The 18,027-nt window shown below is 33.5% G+C and carries 15 protein-coding genes; 8 read left to right on the forward strand and 7 right to left on the reverse strand.

What is annotated here, in order from left to right; all coding sequences use genetic code 11:
• Positions 1-289: 289 nt before the first annotated feature.
• The 4 genes from ACN4EE_RS17565 to ACN4EE_RS17580 all read left to right on the forward strand — a co-directional run bounded on the left by ACN4EE_RS17565 (position 290) and on the right by ACN4EE_RS17580 (position 4,698).
• Positions 290-751 (forward strand): Fur family transcriptional regulator, encoded by a 462-nt coding sequence (locus tag ACN4EE_RS17565; RefSeq protein ID WP_431707768.1) that lies wholly within the window; start codon positions 290-292, stop codon positions 749-751.
• Positions 752-954: 203 nt separating this feature from the next.
• On the forward strand, positions 955-2,634 hold the full coding sequence (locus ACN4EE_RS17570; RefSeq protein ID WP_431707769.1) for a DUF3685 domain-containing protein: 1,680 nt from the start codon (positions 955-957) through the stop codon (positions 2,632-2,634).
• A 361-nt stretch (positions 2,635-2,995) separates the two neighbouring features.
• A complete protein-coding gene (locus ACN4EE_RS17575; protein WP_431707771.1) occupies positions 2,996-4,420 on the forward strand; it encodes an NADP-dependent isocitrate dehydrogenase in 1,425 nt (474 codons plus the stop codon).
• A gap of 161 nt (positions 4,421-4,581) precedes the next feature.
• Positions 4,582-4,698, forward strand: coding sequence for a photosystem II reaction center protein I (locus tag ACN4EE_RS17580; protein ID WP_431707772.1), 117 nt, complete (start codon positions 4,582-4,584; stop codon positions 4,696-4,698).
• Positions 4,699-4,780: 82 nt separating this feature from the next.
• Here ACN4EE_RS17580 and ACN4EE_RS17585 read toward each other — a convergent pair whose 3' ends face one another.
• The 4 genes from ACN4EE_RS17585 to ACN4EE_RS17600 all read right to left on the reverse strand — a co-directional run bounded on the left by ACN4EE_RS17585 (position 4,781) and on the right by ACN4EE_RS17600 (position 7,911).
• On the reverse strand, positions 4,781-5,440 hold the full coding sequence (locus tag ACN4EE_RS17585) for an OmpA/MotB family protein (RefSeq protein WP_431707773.1): 660 nt from the start codon (positions 5,438-5,440) through the stop codon (positions 4,781-4,783).
• Between the two features lie 32 nt (positions 5,441-5,472).
• Entirely contained in the window at positions 5,473-5,898 is a 426-nt protein-coding gene (locus ACN4EE_RS17590; RefSeq protein WP_431707774.1) for a putative toxin-antitoxin system toxin component, PIN family, read from the reverse strand.
• Positions 5,895-6,101 carry a hypothetical protein gene (locus tag ACN4EE_RS17595; protein WP_431707775.1) on the reverse strand — a complete coding sequence of 69 codons (207 nt, stop codon included), beginning with the start codon at positions 6,099-6,101 and terminating at the stop codon, positions 5,895-5,897. The genes ACN4EE_RS17590 and ACN4EE_RS17595 overlap by 4 nt, the downstream gene beginning before the upstream one ends.
• 199 nt (positions 6,102-6,300) lie before the next feature.
• Positions 6,301-7,911, reverse strand: coding sequence for a coiled-coil domain-containing protein (locus ACN4EE_RS17600; RefSeq protein ID WP_431707776.1), 1,611 nt, complete (start codon positions 7,909-7,911; stop codon positions 6,301-6,303).
• 271 nt (positions 7,912-8,182) lie between these two features.
• Here ACN4EE_RS17600 and menC point away from each other — a divergent pair, with 271 nt between their 5' ends.
• Positions 8,183-9,277: an o-succinylbenzoate synthase gene (gene menC / locus ACN4EE_RS17605; RefSeq protein ID WP_431707777.1), complete on the forward strand. Its 1,095-nt coding sequence runs from the start codon at positions 8,183-8,185 to the stop codon at positions 9,275-9,277.
• A gap of 204 nt (positions 9,278-9,481) precedes the next feature.
• Here the strand turns inward: menC and ACN4EE_RS17610 are convergent, their stop codons facing one another.
• The gene (locus tag ACN4EE_RS17610; RefSeq protein WP_431707778.1) at positions 9,482-10,177 is read right to left on the reverse strand and encodes a response regulator transcription factor; all 696 of its coding nucleotides are present in this window, start codon (positions 10,175-10,177) and stop codon (positions 9,482-9,484) included.
• Positions 10,178-10,252: 75 nt separating this feature from the next.
• Here ACN4EE_RS17610 and ACN4EE_RS17615 point away from each other — a divergent pair, with 75 nt between their 5' ends.
• On the forward strand, positions 10,253-11,014 hold the full coding sequence (locus ACN4EE_RS17615) for a PD-(D/E)XK nuclease family protein (protein ID WP_431707779.1): 762 nt from the start codon (positions 10,253-10,255) through the stop codon (positions 11,012-11,014).
• 63 nt (positions 11,015-11,077) lie between these two features.
• Here the strand turns inward: ACN4EE_RS17615 and ACN4EE_RS17620 are convergent, their stop codons facing one another.
• On the reverse strand, positions 11,078-13,639 hold the full coding sequence (locus ACN4EE_RS17620; RefSeq protein ID WP_431707780.1) for a sigma 54-interacting transcriptional regulator: 2,562 nt from the start codon (positions 13,637-13,639) through the stop codon (positions 11,078-11,080).
• Between the two features lie 348 nt (positions 13,640-13,987).
• Between ACN4EE_RS17620 and ACN4EE_RS17625 the strand changes: the two genes are divergently transcribed.
• Complete coding sequence (locus ACN4EE_RS17625) at positions 13,988-14,689, forward strand: LabA-like NYN domain-containing protein (RefSeq protein WP_431707781.1); 702 nt, start codon at positions 13,988-13,990, stop codon at positions 14,687-14,689.
• A 14-nt stretch (positions 14,690-14,703) separates the two neighbouring features.
• Here ACN4EE_RS17625 and ACN4EE_RS17630 read toward each other — a convergent pair whose 3' ends face one another.
• Positions 14,704-16,149 carry an efflux RND transporter periplasmic adaptor subunit gene (locus tag ACN4EE_RS17630; RefSeq protein ID WP_431707782.1) on the reverse strand — a complete coding sequence of 482 codons (1,446 nt, stop codon included), beginning with the start codon at positions 16,147-16,149 and terminating at the stop codon, positions 14,704-14,706.
• A 345-nt stretch (positions 16,150-16,494) separates the two neighbouring features.
• Between ACN4EE_RS17630 and ACN4EE_RS17635 the strand changes: the two genes are divergently transcribed.
• Entirely contained in the window at positions 16,495-17,832 is a 1,338-nt protein-coding gene (locus ACN4EE_RS17635) for a histidine phosphatase family protein (RefSeq protein ID WP_431707783.1), read from the forward strand.
• Positions 17,833-18,027: the final 195 nt, after the last annotated feature.

An 18,027-nucleotide genomic window follows, 5' to 3' on the forward strand; every position in this document is an offset into this window, starting at 1 on the left:
GCGGCGGCGTGAGATGTGTTTAGGAGGCAGGAGGGGGAAGAGGGGGAAGAAATAATTATATTTTTTAGTGGGGTTGGGTTTAATATATTAAACCCCTACGTTACTCATTACTCATCACTCATCACTCATCACTCATTACTCATTACTCATTACTCATTACTCATTACTCATTACTCTTGCCTTTTTTATTCTTAATTCTTAATTATCTTTTATCACAATTTGCATCACTTAGGTTAAAGTGGTAATGAGTTTACTGTAACAGAATATTAAGAGGAGTTTAAAAGTATATATGGAACACACAGGAGCAACTAAAAGGAAAATTAGCTCCTTAAAAGATGCCCTCAATCGCTGTCAGGAATTGGGGATGAGGCTTTCTCGTCAAAGACGTTTTATTCTTGAACTCTTGTGGTCACAAGAAGAACATTTATCAGCTAAAGAAATTTACGATCGATTGAGTCAACAGGGTAAGGATATTGGACATACCTCAGTATATCAGAATTTGGAAGCTCTGTCTAGTCATGGTATTATTGAATGTGTCGATCGACATGAAGGGCGACTTTACGGCAATTTTTGCGAAGATCATAGTCATGTTAATATTTTAGACACGAATCAAATTATGGATATTAAAGTAGAATTACCTTCAGAATTGATTAAACAAATCGAAGAAAAAACAGGGGTAAAAGTTGAACATTATCGGATTGATTTTTACGGATATAAAAAAGATAATGAAGATTTAGAAGATTGCTCATAAACAGTCATCAAATGAATCATTTATTATGATTTAGTTAAGTAAATTAACGGTTTTTAACTTATTTTTTTAGGAATATTAACGATAATTAATGATAATTAAAGTTTCGATCGAACTCTTAAATCTTAGGTTAAAAAGATGATTAAATCATCTGGCATTGGTTACTAATTATAAATTTTGCTCAAATTTCATTACTGTAAAATATAATGTCTTTAATTAATGGAAATCAAGATGAAATAAGTATAGTTTTATTAGATAATGATCCCATTTTTGCTTTGGGATTAAAAGAAGTATTAAAAACCGAAGAATATCAAGATATAAATATCATTGCCACAGGAAAAACATCGGAATTGAAGACTCTTTTGTCTCAATATCAACCTAATTTGTGGTTAGTATCTTTAGATGTTAATAAATATCCCGATAAAGTTAAACAATTTCTTAATTATCTTCCCCAATTAAATCAACAGGACATCTCGATCGTGCTATTATTATCGTCAGGATTCATGCCTGAAGTAAGTAATATTGCCATTATTAAAGGATTTTGTTATAAAGATGCAGACATTGACGAATTGGTTAAAACCTTAAGAATTTGTGCAAAAGGAGAAAACTATTTTAATTTTAGTAACGCTAATATTCAACCTAAAAAAATTAATAATTGGTTGTCAAAACAATGCCAAATTGGTTTAAGAGAAATTGCTCAAGAAATTAAAAATATTGATAACTATATTCAAGGTAGAAAATTATCTTTAGCCGATATTTTATATTGGCAAGGAAGAAAAAGAGAACTAAAATTAGCCAAGTGGTTAATTAGTCAAATGATGCCGAATAATTCGAGCTATACAGTCAATAATTATCTCAATAGTAACCCTTCTCAAGAGTCAGAAAATCAAGAAAATAATCCAGATAGTCAACTGGTAAAAATCGGCTATTCTTCAGGCGGAATAGTTTTAAGTGATGTGCCTAACAATACCTATGATTTGACTTTAGCAAAAATTCAAGCCTCCCTCAAAAATTCTACAGGATATTTATTAGAAATTGATATATTGCAAGAATCAAAAAAACAAGAATTATTGATTATCTTAATAGAAGAATGGAAAAATCAACTTAATGAATTAGCCAATTTGAATATAGAATCAGAAGAATTATCTGAAAAAGTCGATATTTTTGTTAAAGATGTCTGGCAAAATTCCGCCATAAAATTTTTAAGTAGATACTATAAACCCAGTCCAAATAATTCCTATGATTTAGTGGATTTAACCTTAAAAGAGGCTAATCTTATTCAAGAAAAAATTTTAATTCAAATTCCTTTTATTTTAGACATAATAGATTATCAAATCCATCAAAAACCTTTAATAATAGACAGTCAAGTTTATCAATATGATAGTGATTCAGGCAAAAATTTAGAGGAAATTATTTGGCAAAATATTATTATTAATTTATCCCTTTCGGTAATGACATTTATTCTGAATCGTTTTTATGATGATGTCATTATCAAAAATAATTTATTTAAAATGGAGTTAAAATCTTCCCGAAAAGTTGCTATGTTTCGTAATAATTTAGTGTGGAAATATCGTAAAGAAAAATACTGGCGAAATCCCACAAATATTTTTGACGATCGATTTTCTATGTTTAAATTAAGTTATGAGGGCATTGAAAATTTTATGATTACTCATCCTCGTCATGAAGAATTAAATACTATTAAAGGTATCCCTTGGTTAGTAACAATTTTAATTGAATTAAGAGATAGTCTTTCTAAAGGTATTAAATCCCTAGAAAATACCATCGGAAAAGCATTAATTTACGTTTTAACCGATATTATCGGTAAGGGAATTGGCTTAATTGGTAAAGGAATTTTACAGGGAATTGGTAAGAGAATTAAGAATTAAGAATTGAGAATTGAGAATAAAAAAATTTTAGATTTTTATACTTTAGACATCTCCAGAAAAGATTGTTTATTGGTTCGTAGTAAGGGTTTTAACCCTCATTTTTCTAATTATTGGAGAAGTCTTTTGACTATGATAAATTATTAATGAAGGTAGGGCATCTCGACTCATCAAAAAACTTTTTCATCATGCCCTATTGATGATTCTCGATCGAGATATAGTAAAATAATGCCGATAGGGTTGTAGTTCGTCTAGTTAGGATGAGTCCTAATGAAGCTAAAAATAAGTTAGTGTTCTATTTAACTATATTTTTGGTAACTATCATATTATGCTAACAAAGGAAAATGTAATTAGAAAAAATAATATGTTTGAAAAATTGACACCTCCAGAAGTAGGTAGTAAAATAACATTTGAGAATGGTTTACCCATCGTGCCAGATAATCCCATTATTCCTTTTATTCGTGGTGATGGTACGGGAGTCGATATTTGGCCTGCTTCGGAGAAAGTCATCAACGCTGCTGTAGAAAAGGCTTATGGTGGCAAACGTAAAATTAGTTGGTTTAAAATCTATGCTGGAGATGAGGCTTGTGAAAAATACGGCACTTACCAATATTTGCCCGAAGACACTTTAACCGCTATTAGAGAATATGGTATCGCTATTAAAGGTCCTTTGACTACTCCTGTCGGTGGTGGTATTCGCTCTCTCAACGTTGCCTTAAGACAAATTTTTGATCTCTATAGCTGTGTTCGTCCTTGTCGTTATTATGAAGGCACACCTTCACCTCACAAAACTCCAGAAAAACTAGATGTTATTGTCTATCGAGAAAACACAGAAGATATATATTTAGGTATCGAATGGAAAGAAGGTTCAGAGATTGGACAAAAATTGATTAAAATTCTTAATGAAGACTTAATTCCTGCTACACCTGAACACAAAAACAAACAAATTCCTCTCGATGCAGGTATTGGCATTAAACCCATTAGTAAAAAAGGCTCACAACGTTTAGTGAAACGAGCAATTCAAAATGCCTTAAAGTTGCCCAAAAATAAGCAAATGGTGACTTTAGTTCATAAGGGCAATATCATGAAATATACAGAAGGAGCGTTTCGTGATTGGGGTTATGAAGTGGCAATCACTGAATTTAGAGATGTTTGTGTCACGGAAAGAGAATCATGGATTTTAGGCAATAAAGAGGCGAATCCCGATATTTCGATCGAAGATAATGCTCGTAAAATTGATCCGGGGTATGATAGTTTAACTCCAGAAAAACAGGCTGTTATCTGTGAAGAAGTCAAAAGCGTTTTAGATGCCATTTGGAATAGTCACGGTAATGGACAATGGAAAGATAAGATTATGGTAAACGATCGAATTGCTGATAGTATCTTCCAACAAATTCAAACACGCCCCGATGAATACTCTATTTTAGCAACCATGAACCTCAACGGAGACTATTTATCCGATGCCGCCGCCGCCATTGTGGGAGGATTAGGTATGGGACCGGGTGCTAATATTGGAGATAACTGTGCTATTTTTGAGGCTACCCATGGAACAGCACCGAAACACGCTGGACTCGATCGCATCAACCCCGGTTCTGTTATCCTATCAGGAGTGATGATGTTAGAGTTTATGGGATGGCAGGAAGCCGCCGACTTAATTCGTCAGGGTATCAGTAAAGCCATTGCCTCTCGACAAGTCACCTACGATTTAGCGAGAATGATGACACCTCCCGTTGAGCCTCCTTTGAAATGTTCTGAATTTGCTCAAGCTATCATCGATAACTTTAATTAGTGAATAGTGAATAGTGAATAGTGAATAGTGAATAGTGAATAGTGAATAGTGAATAGTGAATAGTGAATAGTGAATAGTGAATAGTTTTTAATTCTCAATTTCTAATCCTCTTTGAGGTAGAATATAGCAAGTATTAAATCATTCGGAGTATATTAAAAAAAATGTTAACTCTTAAAATTGTTGTAAACGTTGTAGTTGCGTTTTTCGTATTACTATTTATCTTTGGCTTCCTTTCTGGAGATCCAGCTCGTAATCCCGGTAGCAAAGACTTAGAATAATACTACATTAGGTTGATAAGAAACTTGATTTGAAGGTAGGGCGAAGCACCGCCCACCGTATTTATCCGCTACTATTTTCTGATTAATTGTTAACTTTTTGATTGAAAATTCCCTCCAAATCTTTTCTTTTAAATTGAAAACGAAACACGACTTTTCTATCATCAGGAGAGTCAAATTCTTGATTAGCAGAAATCTCCCCTCTTCCTGCCGCTAATAATTTTTGTTTAAATTTATCTTTATCGGGAAATTCGATCGAATTAATATATTCTGTAACAGCTAACGCCCTTTTAAAACTTAATTCCATATTATCTTTTTCTGAACCTTTTGAGCTAGTATGCCCTTCAATAATTATTAAACTAACTTGACTACTAATTAAATCATCAGCAAAAATTGTTTCACTAAAAGCAGGGATAAATTCTTTTAAAAAACTACGCCCTTGAGGTTTTAATTGATAACTACCTTCATCAAAAAGAATCTCATTAGGTAAGGTAATATCTCCTGTTTTTTCCTCTCTAGTTAAATTGCCTTTATCTCCAATTTTTTCCTCTATAGCATTAATAATTCTTTCTGGAAGGGTTTTAATAATTTCTTCATACCGCACTAATTGAGCAGATACAGCAATAAATAAAAGGGCAAAAAACATCAATAATCCTGACATTAAATCCCCTACCGATAACCATACTCCAGAATCTTGCTCCTCGATTAATTCTTCTTCAGTTTCGTATTCTAAAAAATCACTCATTTTTTCTTTTTAATTATTAGTAAATAATATTATTAGTATTGTGAAAGTTGATTTAAAAAAGATTGAGGATTTAAAATTATAGTTTGATGAAAATGTTTTAAATTGAGTAAATGCTTATCTAAAGAAACTAAATAATCTGCTTTACTTTCATAAGAAGCTGATAGAAAAATATTATCTTTAGAGTCAATTTTATCTAAAAAATTAGTTTGATAAATACCTTCTTTATAACAAGCTAAGTCATCAAAAGCAGTTAACAAATTAAATATTTTAGTTTCTTTAATTTGGTGTCTTATTAAAATAAGAGTAATTTCTTCCTCAATTTGCGGAGTCAGGATTAAAGTAAATTTATACTCTAACCAATATTTTATAATAAGATTAGGGGCAGATTGTAAATTAGAACTTCGTAAGGCAGAAATAAATACTGAAGTATCTACAATAACTAAAGGTTTTTTCCTCATTTTTTAAGTAAAAAATCTTGTCTAATTTCCTGAATAGCTTTATCTAACTTTTCCCATGCTTCTTGAGCATTTTTGGCAGGATTTAATTTAGCTCTTTTTTTTGCTTCCGCCATAATTTTTTTCACTTTAATAGACTCTTCTTCGGTAGGGGGAGGATAAATTCCAGATTGAGGGATAGAGTCGGGATAAATTGGTGTTTTCATAAATTTGATTGACTTCTAAGTTTAACTAAATTAATTCTAACTTAATTGCTTATTTATTAGAATTTTTTAAATAAATACATTTTAATTATATATAGCGTTTTTTAAAATTATGAGATACATTTTTTTATTGCCTCTTGCCTTTCAACGACAATTTTTGTACCTCACCAAAACGAGAATTGCCATATATTTTTTGTCTTATTCATTGATTTTGTTGCTCAAAAAATTCTGTTAAGGAGGCTTGATATTCTAATCTAAATGTTTCCAATTCCTCTTGTAAAGTAATGCGAGTTTGCTCTAATATCGTATCAATATTCATCAGAGTTTCTAAAAGATTTTCTTTTGCCTGATTCATCAACTGGGAGGCTTCTTCCCCTACTTTGGCAATGGTTTCTGTTTGTTGACTAAATGCCTCATTGGTTTTTTGCAAAATATCTTGGGTAGATTGTTTCACCCCTTCTAACATTTCTTTTTGTTGAATTGCTTGAGTTGTTAATGCTTCCTGCAAGTCTTCTTTAATTCCTCTGAAGGTATTGGAGGCTTGATTAGTACTATTTTCAAAGCCTTGTCTTTGCGCTTCCATTCCAGCGATACTTTCAGCTACGGCGTTATTAATTTCTGTGGCGACTTGTTGTAAAACTGATTTTGTGTCGTTGCTAAACTGATTTAATATCTGTTGTAAACTGCGGACGAATTGTTGTAGCTTAATGAGGGTGTCTTGTTGAAATTCTTGAATGGTTTTTACTGCGTTAGCAAGACTTTCGACTATACTGCCTAATTCTTCTTTCAATTCTCTTACGGCAAGGGAAGCCTCCTGCGTTAGTTTAGCGCTTTCATCCAATCTTTGTACAACTGGTTCGATTAATTCGTTACGCAATTCCCTGATTAATAATTCTATGGTAGATTGTTGCTCTATTTGTATTTGTTTCAAACTAATTAATTCTTCTTGTATGGGAATTACTAAAGGTTGAAGGGCTTGAACGATCGAACTTGGGGTAAGATTTTCTAAATAGCTATTTTGTGTCTGTAATTGTTGCACTAAAATACTATCATCGGAGGCGATAACTTCTTTAATGGCTAAGGCAATATTTTGAGGAGTTAAATTAGTTAAAAAGTTTAAACTTTGACTAACATTTTCTAAACTGTTACTCGCTTCTTTGATGGAAGAAGTATCGAGACGAGACAGTAATTTGTGAGATGATTCGACATAGGCAATTTGTGATAATTTGTTCCTAATATCGTTACGTTTATCTTGTCTTAATTTTCCACCATAACTTAAACCAATCATCATTAAACTGGCACTTCCCAACCCCACTAAAGAAGTAGAAAAAGCCGTTTTCATCCCTGCTAATAATTGATTAGAAGAATCTAATAAGGTTTGAGTATCACCTATATTTGTACCAACTTTTTGCAACCCTAAAAATATTCCTAAAAATGTTCCTAAAATGCCTAATGCTGTTAATAAAGTAGGAGAAAAATAAACAGGGCTTCGAGGTACTGATTTTGTTAATATACTAGGATAAGAGGATAGTAGATAAAAGTTATTCTTATCTTTTGTTGCTTTAATATTATTAGAATAAGTGTCTCCTTCTAAATGTTTAATTAACCATAAAAATAGGTTGTTATTATTACATTCACTCTTGCTAATTGTTTTCTGATTTTGTTTTGCTTTTAGAAGCTCGATCGCATCCTCAATTAAGGTAAAATCTTCTTTAATATAGCGGTTAATATCTCTAATTTCTATCAATATCAAAATAATAGCGACGATGATAATAATTATCACTCCAACCCAATTTATCAAGAAATTGATCATAATTTAATACCCCCTCTTAATCACTATTTGTAATTAATGGTATAGTATATTTCATCATCTGTTCAAAAAAAAATTTTCGTTAGTACAAAAATATGGATAATCAAGAATTAACACCCTAATAGATACAATCTAAAAACTTATCCTCATCAAAATACTTGTTAAATCAGCCTTATTTACTATTATCTATGGTTATCGAGTGTATCGAGATACAGACTTTGCGAGAGATGAAAAATGTAGTTTATTCAGTAAAAAGTGGTGTAAATAAAATATTATGAAAATAGAACAAATAAAATTATATAACTTATCAATACCTTTTATTAATTCTTTTAAGTTTAGTAATGGAGAATTATTAAATCACACTTGTTTAATTATTTCCGTCGAAAGTGAAGGTTTAACGGGATGGGGAGAATGTCCAGTTTTTACACAACCTTATTATACCTATGAAACGATCGAAACTGCTAAACATATTTTAGAGGATTTTTTAATACCAAAAATCTTAGGAAAAATCATTAATTCTCCTACAGAAATTAGAGATTTATTTGCTTTTGTAAGGGGGCATAATATGGCAAAATCAGCTTTAGATTGTGCAGTTTGGGATGTCTTTGCTAAAGCCCAAAATATCCCTTTATCAACATTATTAGGAGGAGTAAGAGATAAAATTAAAGTAGGAGTTAGCGTTTCTTTAACTGACGATATAGATTTGTTGTTAAAAAATGTTGAAAATTTTGTCAACCAAGGTTATCAACGAGTCAAACTCAAAATCTCCCCTTCATGGGGATTAAAACCTTTACAAGCAGTGAGAGAAAAATATCCCGATTTGATGTTAATGGCAGATGCAAATTCGGCTTTTACCCTTGATGATTTACCCTTATTGCAATCTATGGATGACTTAAATTTGATCATGATTGAGCAACCTTTGGCTTATGATGATTTATTAGATCATAGTTATCTACAAAGTCGCATTAATACCCCTATTTGTCTCGATGAAAGTATCAACTCTGTCCATGATACTCGATTATCGATCGAACTAAAATCTGCCCAAGTTATCAATCTCAAAGTATCAAGGGTTGGCGGTATAAGCAACGCCCTAGAAATTCATCACTTATGCCAACAGGCAGGGATAAAATTATGGTGTGGTGGAATGCTAGAGTCTGGCATCGGAAGGGCAACAAATCTACATTTAGCCAGTTTACCTAATTTTGTCTTTCCTGCCGATATTTCTGCTACAAATCGCTATTTTCGAGAAGATATAATTACCTCCCTCATCGAATTAAACTCAGAAGATTCTACTATTGATGTACCAAAAAATTCAGGTATTGGAGTAGAAATTGACGAAAAAATGATTTTAAAATATCAACTTTGTTAGTAATAATATACTATTATTATTGAGAGGATGCTGAAAAAGTCTTTTGATGAGAATAGTGAATAGTTGATAATTCTTCATTCTTCATTCTTCATTCTTCATTCTTCATTCTTCATTCTTCATTCTTCATTCTTCATTCTTCATTCTTCATTCTTCATTCTTCATTCTTCATTTGGATTTATTCAGCAAACTCTATTTAATTTTAAACTACTCCGTCAAGCCGTGTTTTAAGGCAAATCTAACTAATTCTGTACGACTATTTGTACCAGTTTTACTAAAAAGCCGACTAACATATTTTTCCACATTGCGCACGCTGGTTTCTAAGGTTTTGGCGATTTCTTTATTCATTAAACCTTGTGCTACTAAGTCTAACACGCTTTGTTCTCTAGGGGTGAGATCGATCGACATGGGAGGATCGGTTATAGTTAATTTAGAGGTATTTTCTAGTTTATCCTTGATGTCTTTTACTTCCCTAACTAATTCATCTAACTGTAAATTACCGCCTGTATTCTCTTTCTGTTGTTTTTTCTTCTCTAATAAATTTCTGACAATTGCCTCTAACTCATCCACATCAAAGGGTTTCGGTAAATAAGCATCACACCCGGCAGTGTATCCCTCAATTCGATCACTTGTCATACCTCTTGCTGTCAAAAAAACTACTGGTAAATTTTGAAAACGAATATCCCCCTTTAATTGTGCCAAAAACTCTAAACCATTAACCTCTGGCATCATAATATCTGAGATAATTAAATCGGGAGTATCTTGTTGTAACTTTTCCCAAGCCTCTTTGGCATTACTTGCAACTTCTACTTGCCAATTTTCGTTATCACCTAAATATGCTTGTACTGACTCTCTAATACCAGGTTCATCATCTACTAAGAGTATTTTATCAACTTCTGACATAGTAATTATTTAGGATAATTTAGCTAAAGAATATCGAATTATCGATTTCTATATAAAAATAAAACTATCAATATTATGACATCATATTGGCACTTATCTCAAACTCATTTAAACATTTTACAAACTTGTCCTCCTTTATTTCAAAAAAAATATTTACAACATTTACAATCTTTTCCGAATTTAACCTTAGATAAAAGTGGAGAATGGGGCAAATTATTTCACTTAAAAATGCAACAATATCACGCTGGATTGTCTTTAAATCAAATTTTCACAGACGATGATAATTTAAACGAATCTTTAAAGGCTTTAATTTATGCTTCAGAAAATTTATGGAAATCCCCGAATTTGCTGACAAAAAAAGCTGAATATTCTTTAACTTATACCCTCCGAAATTTTATTTTTACAGCCGTTTATGACTTAATTATTTTATATCCTAATAAAGCGATAATTTGTGATTGGAAAACTTTTGAAAAACGAAACAAAGTTGAAGAAATTGAGAATAGTTGGCAAACCAAGTTATATCTTTATATGTTAACAGAAAAACTTAATTATCTTCCTGAGCAAATTTCTTTTGAATATTGGTTTATTAAATTACCTAACCCCCCCGAAAATTTATCTATTAAATATAGTAAAAGTAAGCACGATCGAACCTTACAAGAATTAAATAATTTGTTAGATACACTGGAAAATTTAACTAATCAATATTTGGAAAATAATATAGATTTTCCTCATCATAATCGATGTGATACTTGTAAAAATAGACATCTTTTTAAGGACGAATTAGCTAAGTTAAATAGCTATCAAAATATTCCAACTTCCCTTGATGAAATTTTATAAAGTATCCCATAACATATTGAAGTTCGATCGAAAAAATAGTGGCTCTCTTACGAATAATTTAGTTCAGTTCGAGATAACATTTAGACTAATTATTTGCCAAAATAAATAACTCAATGCCACTAAAGAAAAATGTTGAGGTAACAAGGTTTTAATAGATTGACGAGCGATTTTTTGACTAAGAATCACCGCACAAATCATGCCAAAAATAAGGCTAAATCCTTGTAAAAAGGTGATTACCGCAGGATGTGCCACGAAAATTGGTAAATTACTTCCATCTAAGCCAAAAGTTGCCCACGCTACGGGTAAAATTCTTCCTCCTTCTGTTAAACCTAAGTGAAGATAATAGGCAATATTGGCACATAAAACTAAGGGTAAATAACCGTAAGCTAATTCGATGAAACTCTTAGGTTGTCGGTTTTTGATTCTAGTGCTTAGATACATGATACCATAGCCGATCGAGGGTATAATAAGGGGTACAATTAACACCACGATCGAACCTAAAGAATGTATCCAAAATTGACTTAAATCTAATCCTAAGCCTAGTAAATGATTAATTTGAGGTAGTTTATGGAGAAACACCGCATTTAAAAGCAGAAATAATAAAGCAATTTCATAACTACGAGGTTGATGAGTTGTCCATAATTCAATGGCTGGAGGGCGAAGGTTAACCGTTACAGAGCGATGAGGACAGGCTTTTAAGCACGTCATACACAATACACAATCTCGATTATCCTGTAATTGGGCAGGATGAGAATATAAAGGGCAACCGAGGGTTTCTAATCCTTCTCCTTTTTGTGCGCCTCCCTTATAACATTGATAAGTAGTACATTCAGCAGAGCAAGTTCCCTGTTGCGCGCGTAGTTCAATGATGGAAAGTTTGGCAAATAAACCATTCATGCCTCCAATCGGGCAAAGATAACGACACCAAAAACGTCTTTCAAAGATAGCGGAACAAATCATCGCTCCGGCGGTAATAATTAACAGTAACCAAGCGGAAAGATAGGCTGTGTTGGGTAAATCCCACAATTCTTCCCATAAAATAATCAGGGTGAAAAGGGCAAATAAAAACCATCCCCCCCATTTTTCTGCTGTTTGTCGGGGCCAACTTTTTAATTGTCGGGGAAATAACCACAATGATAGTTTTTGCGTCACTTCACCGTAAATCATAAAAGGACAAAACGCACACCATAAACGTCCGACAAAGGGAAATAGCACTAAAATTAGAGGCCACCACCAAGCCCAAAAAATGTTCAGAGCGAAGTTTTCCTGACGATTTTGGGGGGCTAAAAACAAAATTCCGACAACTAAGGCAAAAATCGTTAAAGTAAAGCCGTAATTGACTCGATCGGGATACCAAGGGCTGCGCAGAAAACTACGAAGTTTAGGATAGGCATTGAGTAAATTGAAGCGAAATTGTTGCTTTTTACTTTGAGAAGGCCATATAATTTCTTCTGTTAATTGATTACATCCTGAAAGCTGTCCGATCGATCTTTCAATGAGGTTTTCTAATTCCCGTAAATTGTTAGGAAAATCATAACCTTGTAAACGGCGTAAGGCTTCGGGGGTAATTTGCGGTTTGTTGACTTTTTTCGATCGAGAAATTAAACTAATATAATAGTTCACTTGATCTGCTAAATCGGCTTTTCTGACTCGCAGGGGAGGCACTTTAATTAAATGGGTGACATTGTTATTAATATCAGAGAGGGCTTTTTCGGCAATGACAATTAAACGCGCTTGAGAAATTTTTTGGGGGGTGTTAGAGGTATCAGAACGGTTAACGGGATAGTAAGTGTTATTTTTTAATAACTGGAGGATAGCGTCATTCAACTCTGGAGGTAAATCTTGAATATTATTGAGAACTAATGTACCTTTCCCCAAGGCTTCAATTAAACCTAGTTTTCCTCCGACTCTACCAAATAATTCCGCTCCACTGGCTTGTAATTTTCCGCAGTCAACTTTGATCATCGGTTGGTGTCGATCGATCGAGCTATAATGAATTAAGGCGGCGATATTATCCTTCTCTAATCCTTGCTCCCCAAATATTACCACAGAATCTCGATCGTCACAGGCATTTTTTACCTGCTGTCGTAGTCTCACTGCATAACGACTTTTACCCACAATACCTCGTTTTGCCTTCGTGACTAAGTATGGACGCAATACCGTTTGTCTTTCTTGCTCAAAGGTTAATTGAGAAGACAAACTTGCTACTTGTTGAGCTAATTGTGAGGTAAAGGCTTGACTAATTTGAGGATATTGAGTGACTAATCTATTAAATTCTACAGCAGAAATACTCCATAATGTTGTGTTAGTCAAGGTTTGCAAAGAGTATTTTGCCTTTTGTTGTAATAACAATTCTTGAAGATTAATTACAGCCCCTGATAGGAGGGAGAAATTTTCGTTAATCCCTACCGTTTGCACTTTCCCTTCTTCTAATATATATAATTGTGCTATTTCTTGATCTCGATCGACAATGATTTGTTTAGCAGACAAAGAGACTTTTTTGAGTAAAGGTTCGATCGAACCGAGAACCTCATCTGGTAGAATACCTAGGGCAGTATTTTCTTTAAGCCAAGTGAACAATTCTGAAGGATTTTGCATTTTTTCTATATCGATATTACTCTGCATCAATTCCTTCTCCATTGTTACTAATTAAAATCATCATATCAAAAAACCTTCGATCGAAACCTTAAAAATTCCCAGTTTTTGACCAAAAATTGTGAAAATTGGACACTTTTTAGTTAATTTAATGTGTTGAATCCCTTGATTTTCCTAGTCTTCCGATTTATTCAGCAAACCCTACTTAACAAGATCATAATTTGAGTATTTCAAAAATTTCTCTTCCCTTTTCCCAAATCCGCTCTTCCCTCTTCCCTACCTTCACCACTCATACTTTTTCAACACCCCTAGAGTAAGAAAACCCCCTTACCCATCACCAAGATAACCTAGAAATTGTTAAATAACAGGGTAAAGATTATGAAAACTCAAACTTTCATCGGTGCAGTTTCTGGTTTATTTATCGCAGGTTTAGGAGTTGCTAAAGAAGATGTCATTAATTTTGTAAGTGGTGGTTTATTAATTTCTCATGCCGTTGCGGTTACTCGTAAAAAAGACACTGAAACCGCTCATATTCAACCTGTTACCCGTGTTTATATTGATGGTGCAAATACTTTAGGCGCTAGTGACTTTTTAAACTTCAAAATTGACTTTACTGCCTTTGCTCAATATATCGCTCATGGTCAAGAAAATGTAATTTTTAACTATTATTTCGCAGTTGCTGACAATCCTACTGCCGATCAAAATAACTTTATCAAATATCTTCAACGCAATGGTTATAACGTTATTGAATCTTTAAAAAAACAACTTCCCCAAGGTAACTATAAAAACAAAGGAGATGATGTTCAAATTGCCACCGATATTGCCATTAATGCTAACAAAAATGATCATATTATCTTAGTTTCTGGCGATGGAGATTTTACCTATTCTTTAGAACAAGTTAAAGCCAAAGGTTGCCAAGTTAGTGTGATTTCTACTGCTCAATGTCTCAGTCAACAATTAAAAAATGTCGCCGATAATGTTATTGATTTAGCCGAACTTCAACCTGATATTCAACGCCATCATAAACCTAATAAATTTCCCAGTAAATCTCCTACTATGAACTATCCCGTCCTCCTATGAGGCGCAGGACTGTTTCATTTTTGCACGATTACCTCTCCACCATCTTGAAGATAATTCACCCCTTGTAAGGCAATCATATCTCCTGCATTTAATCCAGAGAGAATGACTATATCCTGATTGTCGATGATTTCTCCTAACGTCACTGTTTGCGCCTTGACGGTATTGTCTGCATTGACGATATAAACAATTCCACTGCTATCTCTTTGAGGTAAAACCGCCGTCATGGGTACAGTTAACAGGGGTTTTGTGTTAGTAATAATGGATGTCTGCACAAACATTCCTGTTTTTAAGTTAGTATCCTTGGGTAAGTCTATCCTAACAATCCCTTGACGAGATTGCTCATCAATGACAGGGTTAATCTCTCTGACGATACCAGTTATTTGCATATCGGGATTAGCTGAGGAGTTAATTAACACTCTTTGCCCTGATGTTACCTCTTTTAACTGATTTTCTGGTACTCTGACTTGTAATTCTAGTCGCCCTTGTTCAATAATAGTAAATAGTTGTCGATCGAGATTAAAAGAAGAAGTGACATCTCCCACTCTAGCGTTTCTTTGCGCAATTTTACCATCAGCAGGGGAGGTTATGACCGTATCCTTTAACCTTGCTTGAACTAATCTTACTCTAGTTTGAGCTTCTTCTAAATTAGCGACTGCTTGGGCGATAACTTCAGGGCGCTCCCCTTTTTGTAATTCTGCTAGTCTTTCCTTCGCCTCTCTCAGTCGGGCTTTATTTTTGGTGACATTAAATTTTTTGGTAGATTCATCGTTAATCAACTCGTCTAGTCTATCCCTAGGAATTGCACCTTGCGCTTCTAATTCTTTATTTCTTTCCAGTCTAGTTTGAGCTAATTGTAAATCCGATTCCGCTTGTAAAACATCCGCTTGAGCAAAATTAACATTTTCCCTTGCCCTTTGCAATTCTTCTTGTCTTGTACCCGCTTTCACTTCTGTGAGTCTAGCTTGAGCTTGATTTACCCCTGCTTGAGCCTGTTTCAACTCTGCTTGTAAAATGGTATCATCAAGTCTAATTAAAACTTGTCCTTGGGTAACTATATCACCTTCGTCCACTAACACTTCTTTAATTTGTAGATTGCTACTTTGAGACATGACGGGAATTAATTCGTAGGGAGAAACTGTACCCGTTGCCTGTATTTTCCTGTCGATTTGTCTAATTCTTGCTTGGGTAGTGGTAATGGTTTGCTTTGTATTGGTGTTTTCTATCACCATTGGAGAAGGAGTAGCAACATTTTCTGTCGCCGGATTTCCACTGACAATTCTCATGCCAATCATTGTACCAATGATGCCCAAGAGGATACCTAGTATTAAACCGTTGCCTTTTTTATTTTCCTCTGGAATGTCATCATCAATGGGAAGATTAGGGGAGTCTAAATTAAGCACAATATTAGATTTTCCATTATTTTCGTGGTTTTCTGGTCGATCGATCGAGCTTTGACTCATATTATTTACCCCTTTTGACAATATGTAAAGTTTTGTTAACCCTTTTTTATATCATATCAAATTTTGAGTTGTTATCGGAATTGAGCAAATAGAGATTAATCAAAAATTCAGACTGTTCTACATTAGTTATGATAAATTAATAGCAAATAATTAATATAAACTTTACTAAATATGACTTTGATTATTTTAAAAATGAAATTATTATATATTGACAGTTTCAATTTAACCTAATATCCAGCTAAATAATGATGCAATCTAAACTTTTCGAGAATATGGAGTTTAAATCTATCTGTTCACTGATAAACTAATGTTTGTATTTAACACTTATATTAAATTTATATTCTAATGACTACCCGTGTAATTATAGTTCGTCATGGTCAAAGTAGCTACAATGCACAAAAAATGATTCAAGGACGTTGTAATGAATCTGTGATAACGGAAAAAGGCGAACAACAAGCTAATTTGCTCGGAAATGCCCTAAAATCGATCGAATTTGACGGTTTCTATTGTAGCCCCCTTCAAAGAGCGCATAAAACAGCCCAAATTATTCAAGAATTAAATGATCATAATCCTAATCTGATCGTTGCCGAAAAATTAAGAGAAATCAATCTTCCTATCTGGGAAAAATGGAAAAAAGAAGACGTAAAAAGAGAATATCCCGAAGAATATCGCCTTTGGAAAGAAAAACCCCATGAGTTAAAGATGACAGTGGAGGGGAAGGACTTTTATCCCGTGTTGGATTTATACCGTCAAGCGCAGGAATTTTGGCAAGAAATCATCCCCCAACATCATAACCAAACTATTTTAATAACTGCTCACAATGGCATTAATCGTTGTTTAATTTTAACCGCCTTGGGAATGTCTGCTAGTTATTATCACACTATTCAACAGTCTAATTGCTGTATTAATGTCCTTAATTTTAGTGGTAATTTCGGCGATGCTGTGCAGTTAGAATCATTAAATCAAACATCTCATTTAGGGATGCCTTTACCAGATTTTCGCCCTGAACAAAAACAAGGTTTAAGGTTATTATTAGTACGTCATGGAGAAACAGAATGGAATAGAATGTCGAGATTTCAGGGAGTTAAAGATATTCCTCTCAATGATAACGGCAGACAACAGGCACAAAAAGCAGGAGATTTTCTCAAGGATATTAAGATCGATTTTGCGGTGACGAGTCCATTATTACGCCCTAAAGAAACCGCCGAAATTATTTTACAAAATCATCCAAATATCAGTCTTACTACTAAGAAAGATTTAGAAGAAATATCTCACGGTTTATGGGAGGGTAAATTAGAGAAAGAAATTGAAGCAGAATATCCGGGCTTGTTAAATGAATGGAAAGAAAAACCTGAAACAGTGCAGATGCCTGAAGGGGAAAATTTAGATCAAGTTTGGGAAAGAGCAGTCAATTCTTGGCATGAAATCATCAAAGAAAACCTAGAAGAAGGCAAAATGAAGACTGGTTTAGTAACTGCTCATGATGCAATTAATAAGGTTATTATCTGTTATTTACTAGGTTTAAAATCTGCTAATTTTTGGAATATTAAACAAGGAAATGGAGCGGTAACGGTTATCGATTATCCTCAAGGTTTGGATGGTATGCCCATTTGTCAGGCGATGAATATTACTAGCCATCTTAGTAACAGTGTATTCGATCGAACTGCCGCCGGGGCGCTTTAATAAGGAAATAGCTCGATCGAACTTGCATAGATTCCAGAAATCATACTTTTGAATTTGTAGGGGTTGAATACTATTCAACCCTCATATATTTAAGATCCCACATTCCGCACGTCATCTAGTATTATAAGAAAAATATAAACAAATCTCCTAACTTATCAAGTAAAAATACTGAGTTTTGTTTTGTTCTGTTTAATA

The sequence above is a fragment of the Geminocystis sp. CENA526 genome, from assembly GCF_050753365.1.
In the GTDB taxonomy this organism is placed as follows: Bacteria; Cyanobacteriota; Cyanobacteriia; order Cyanobacteriales; family Cyanobacteriaceae; genus Geminocystis.

Coding starts and splice junctions, on each gene's coding strand:
- ACN4EE_RS17565 (WP_431707768.1), top strand. CDS start 290: ATGGAACACACAGGAGCAACTAAAAGGAAAATTAGCTCCTTAAAAGAT.
- ACN4EE_RS17635 (WP_431707783.1), top strand. CDS start 16,495: ATGACTACCCGTGTAATTATAGTTCGTCATGGTCAAAGTAGCTACAAT.
- ACN4EE_RS17575 (WP_431707771.1), top strand. CDS start 2,996: ATGTTTGAAAAATTGACACCTCCAGAAGTAGGTAGTAAAATAACATTT.
- ACN4EE_RS17630 (WP_431707782.1), bottom strand. CDS start 16,149: ATGAGTCAAAGCTCGATCGATCGACCAGAAAACCACGAAAATAATGGA.
- ACN4EE_RS17580 (WP_431707772.1), top strand. CDS start 4,582: ATGTTAACTCTTAAAATTGTTGTAAACGTTGTAGTTGCGTTTTTCGTA.
- ACN4EE_RS17595 (WP_431707775.1), bottom strand. CDS start 6,101: ATGAAAACACCAATTTATCCCGACTCTATCCCTCAATCTGGAATTTAT.
- ACN4EE_RS17615 (WP_431707779.1), top strand. CDS start 10,253: ATGACATCATATTGGCACTTATCTCAAACTCATTTAAACATTTTACAA.
- ACN4EE_RS17620 (WP_431707780.1), bottom strand. CDS start 13,639: ATGCAGAGTAATATCGATATAGAAAAAATGCAAAATCCTTCAGAATTG.
- menC (WP_431707777.1), top strand. CDS start 8,183: ATGAAAATAGAACAAATAAAATTATATAACTTATCAATACCTTTTATT.
- ACN4EE_RS17570 (WP_431707769.1), top strand. CDS start 955: ATGTCTTTAATTAATGGAAATCAAGATGAAATAAGTATAGTTTTATTA.
- ACN4EE_RS17590 (WP_431707774.1), bottom strand. CDS start 5,898: ATGAGGAAAAAACCTTTAGTTATTGTAGATACTTCAGTATTTATTTCT.
- ACN4EE_RS17600 (WP_431707776.1), bottom strand. CDS start 7,911: ATGATCAATTTCTTGATAAATTGGGTTGGAGTGATAATTATTATCATC.
- ACN4EE_RS17625 (WP_431707781.1), top strand. CDS start 13,988: ATGAAAACTCAAACTTTCATCGGTGCAGTTTCTGGTTTATTTATCGCA.
- ACN4EE_RS17585 (WP_431707773.1), bottom strand. CDS start 5,440: ATGAGTGATTTTTTAGAATACGAAACTGAAGAAGAATTAATCGAGGAG.
- ACN4EE_RS17610 (WP_431707778.1), bottom strand. CDS start 10,177: ATGTCAGAAGTTGATAAAATACTCTTAGTAGATGATGAACCTGGTATT.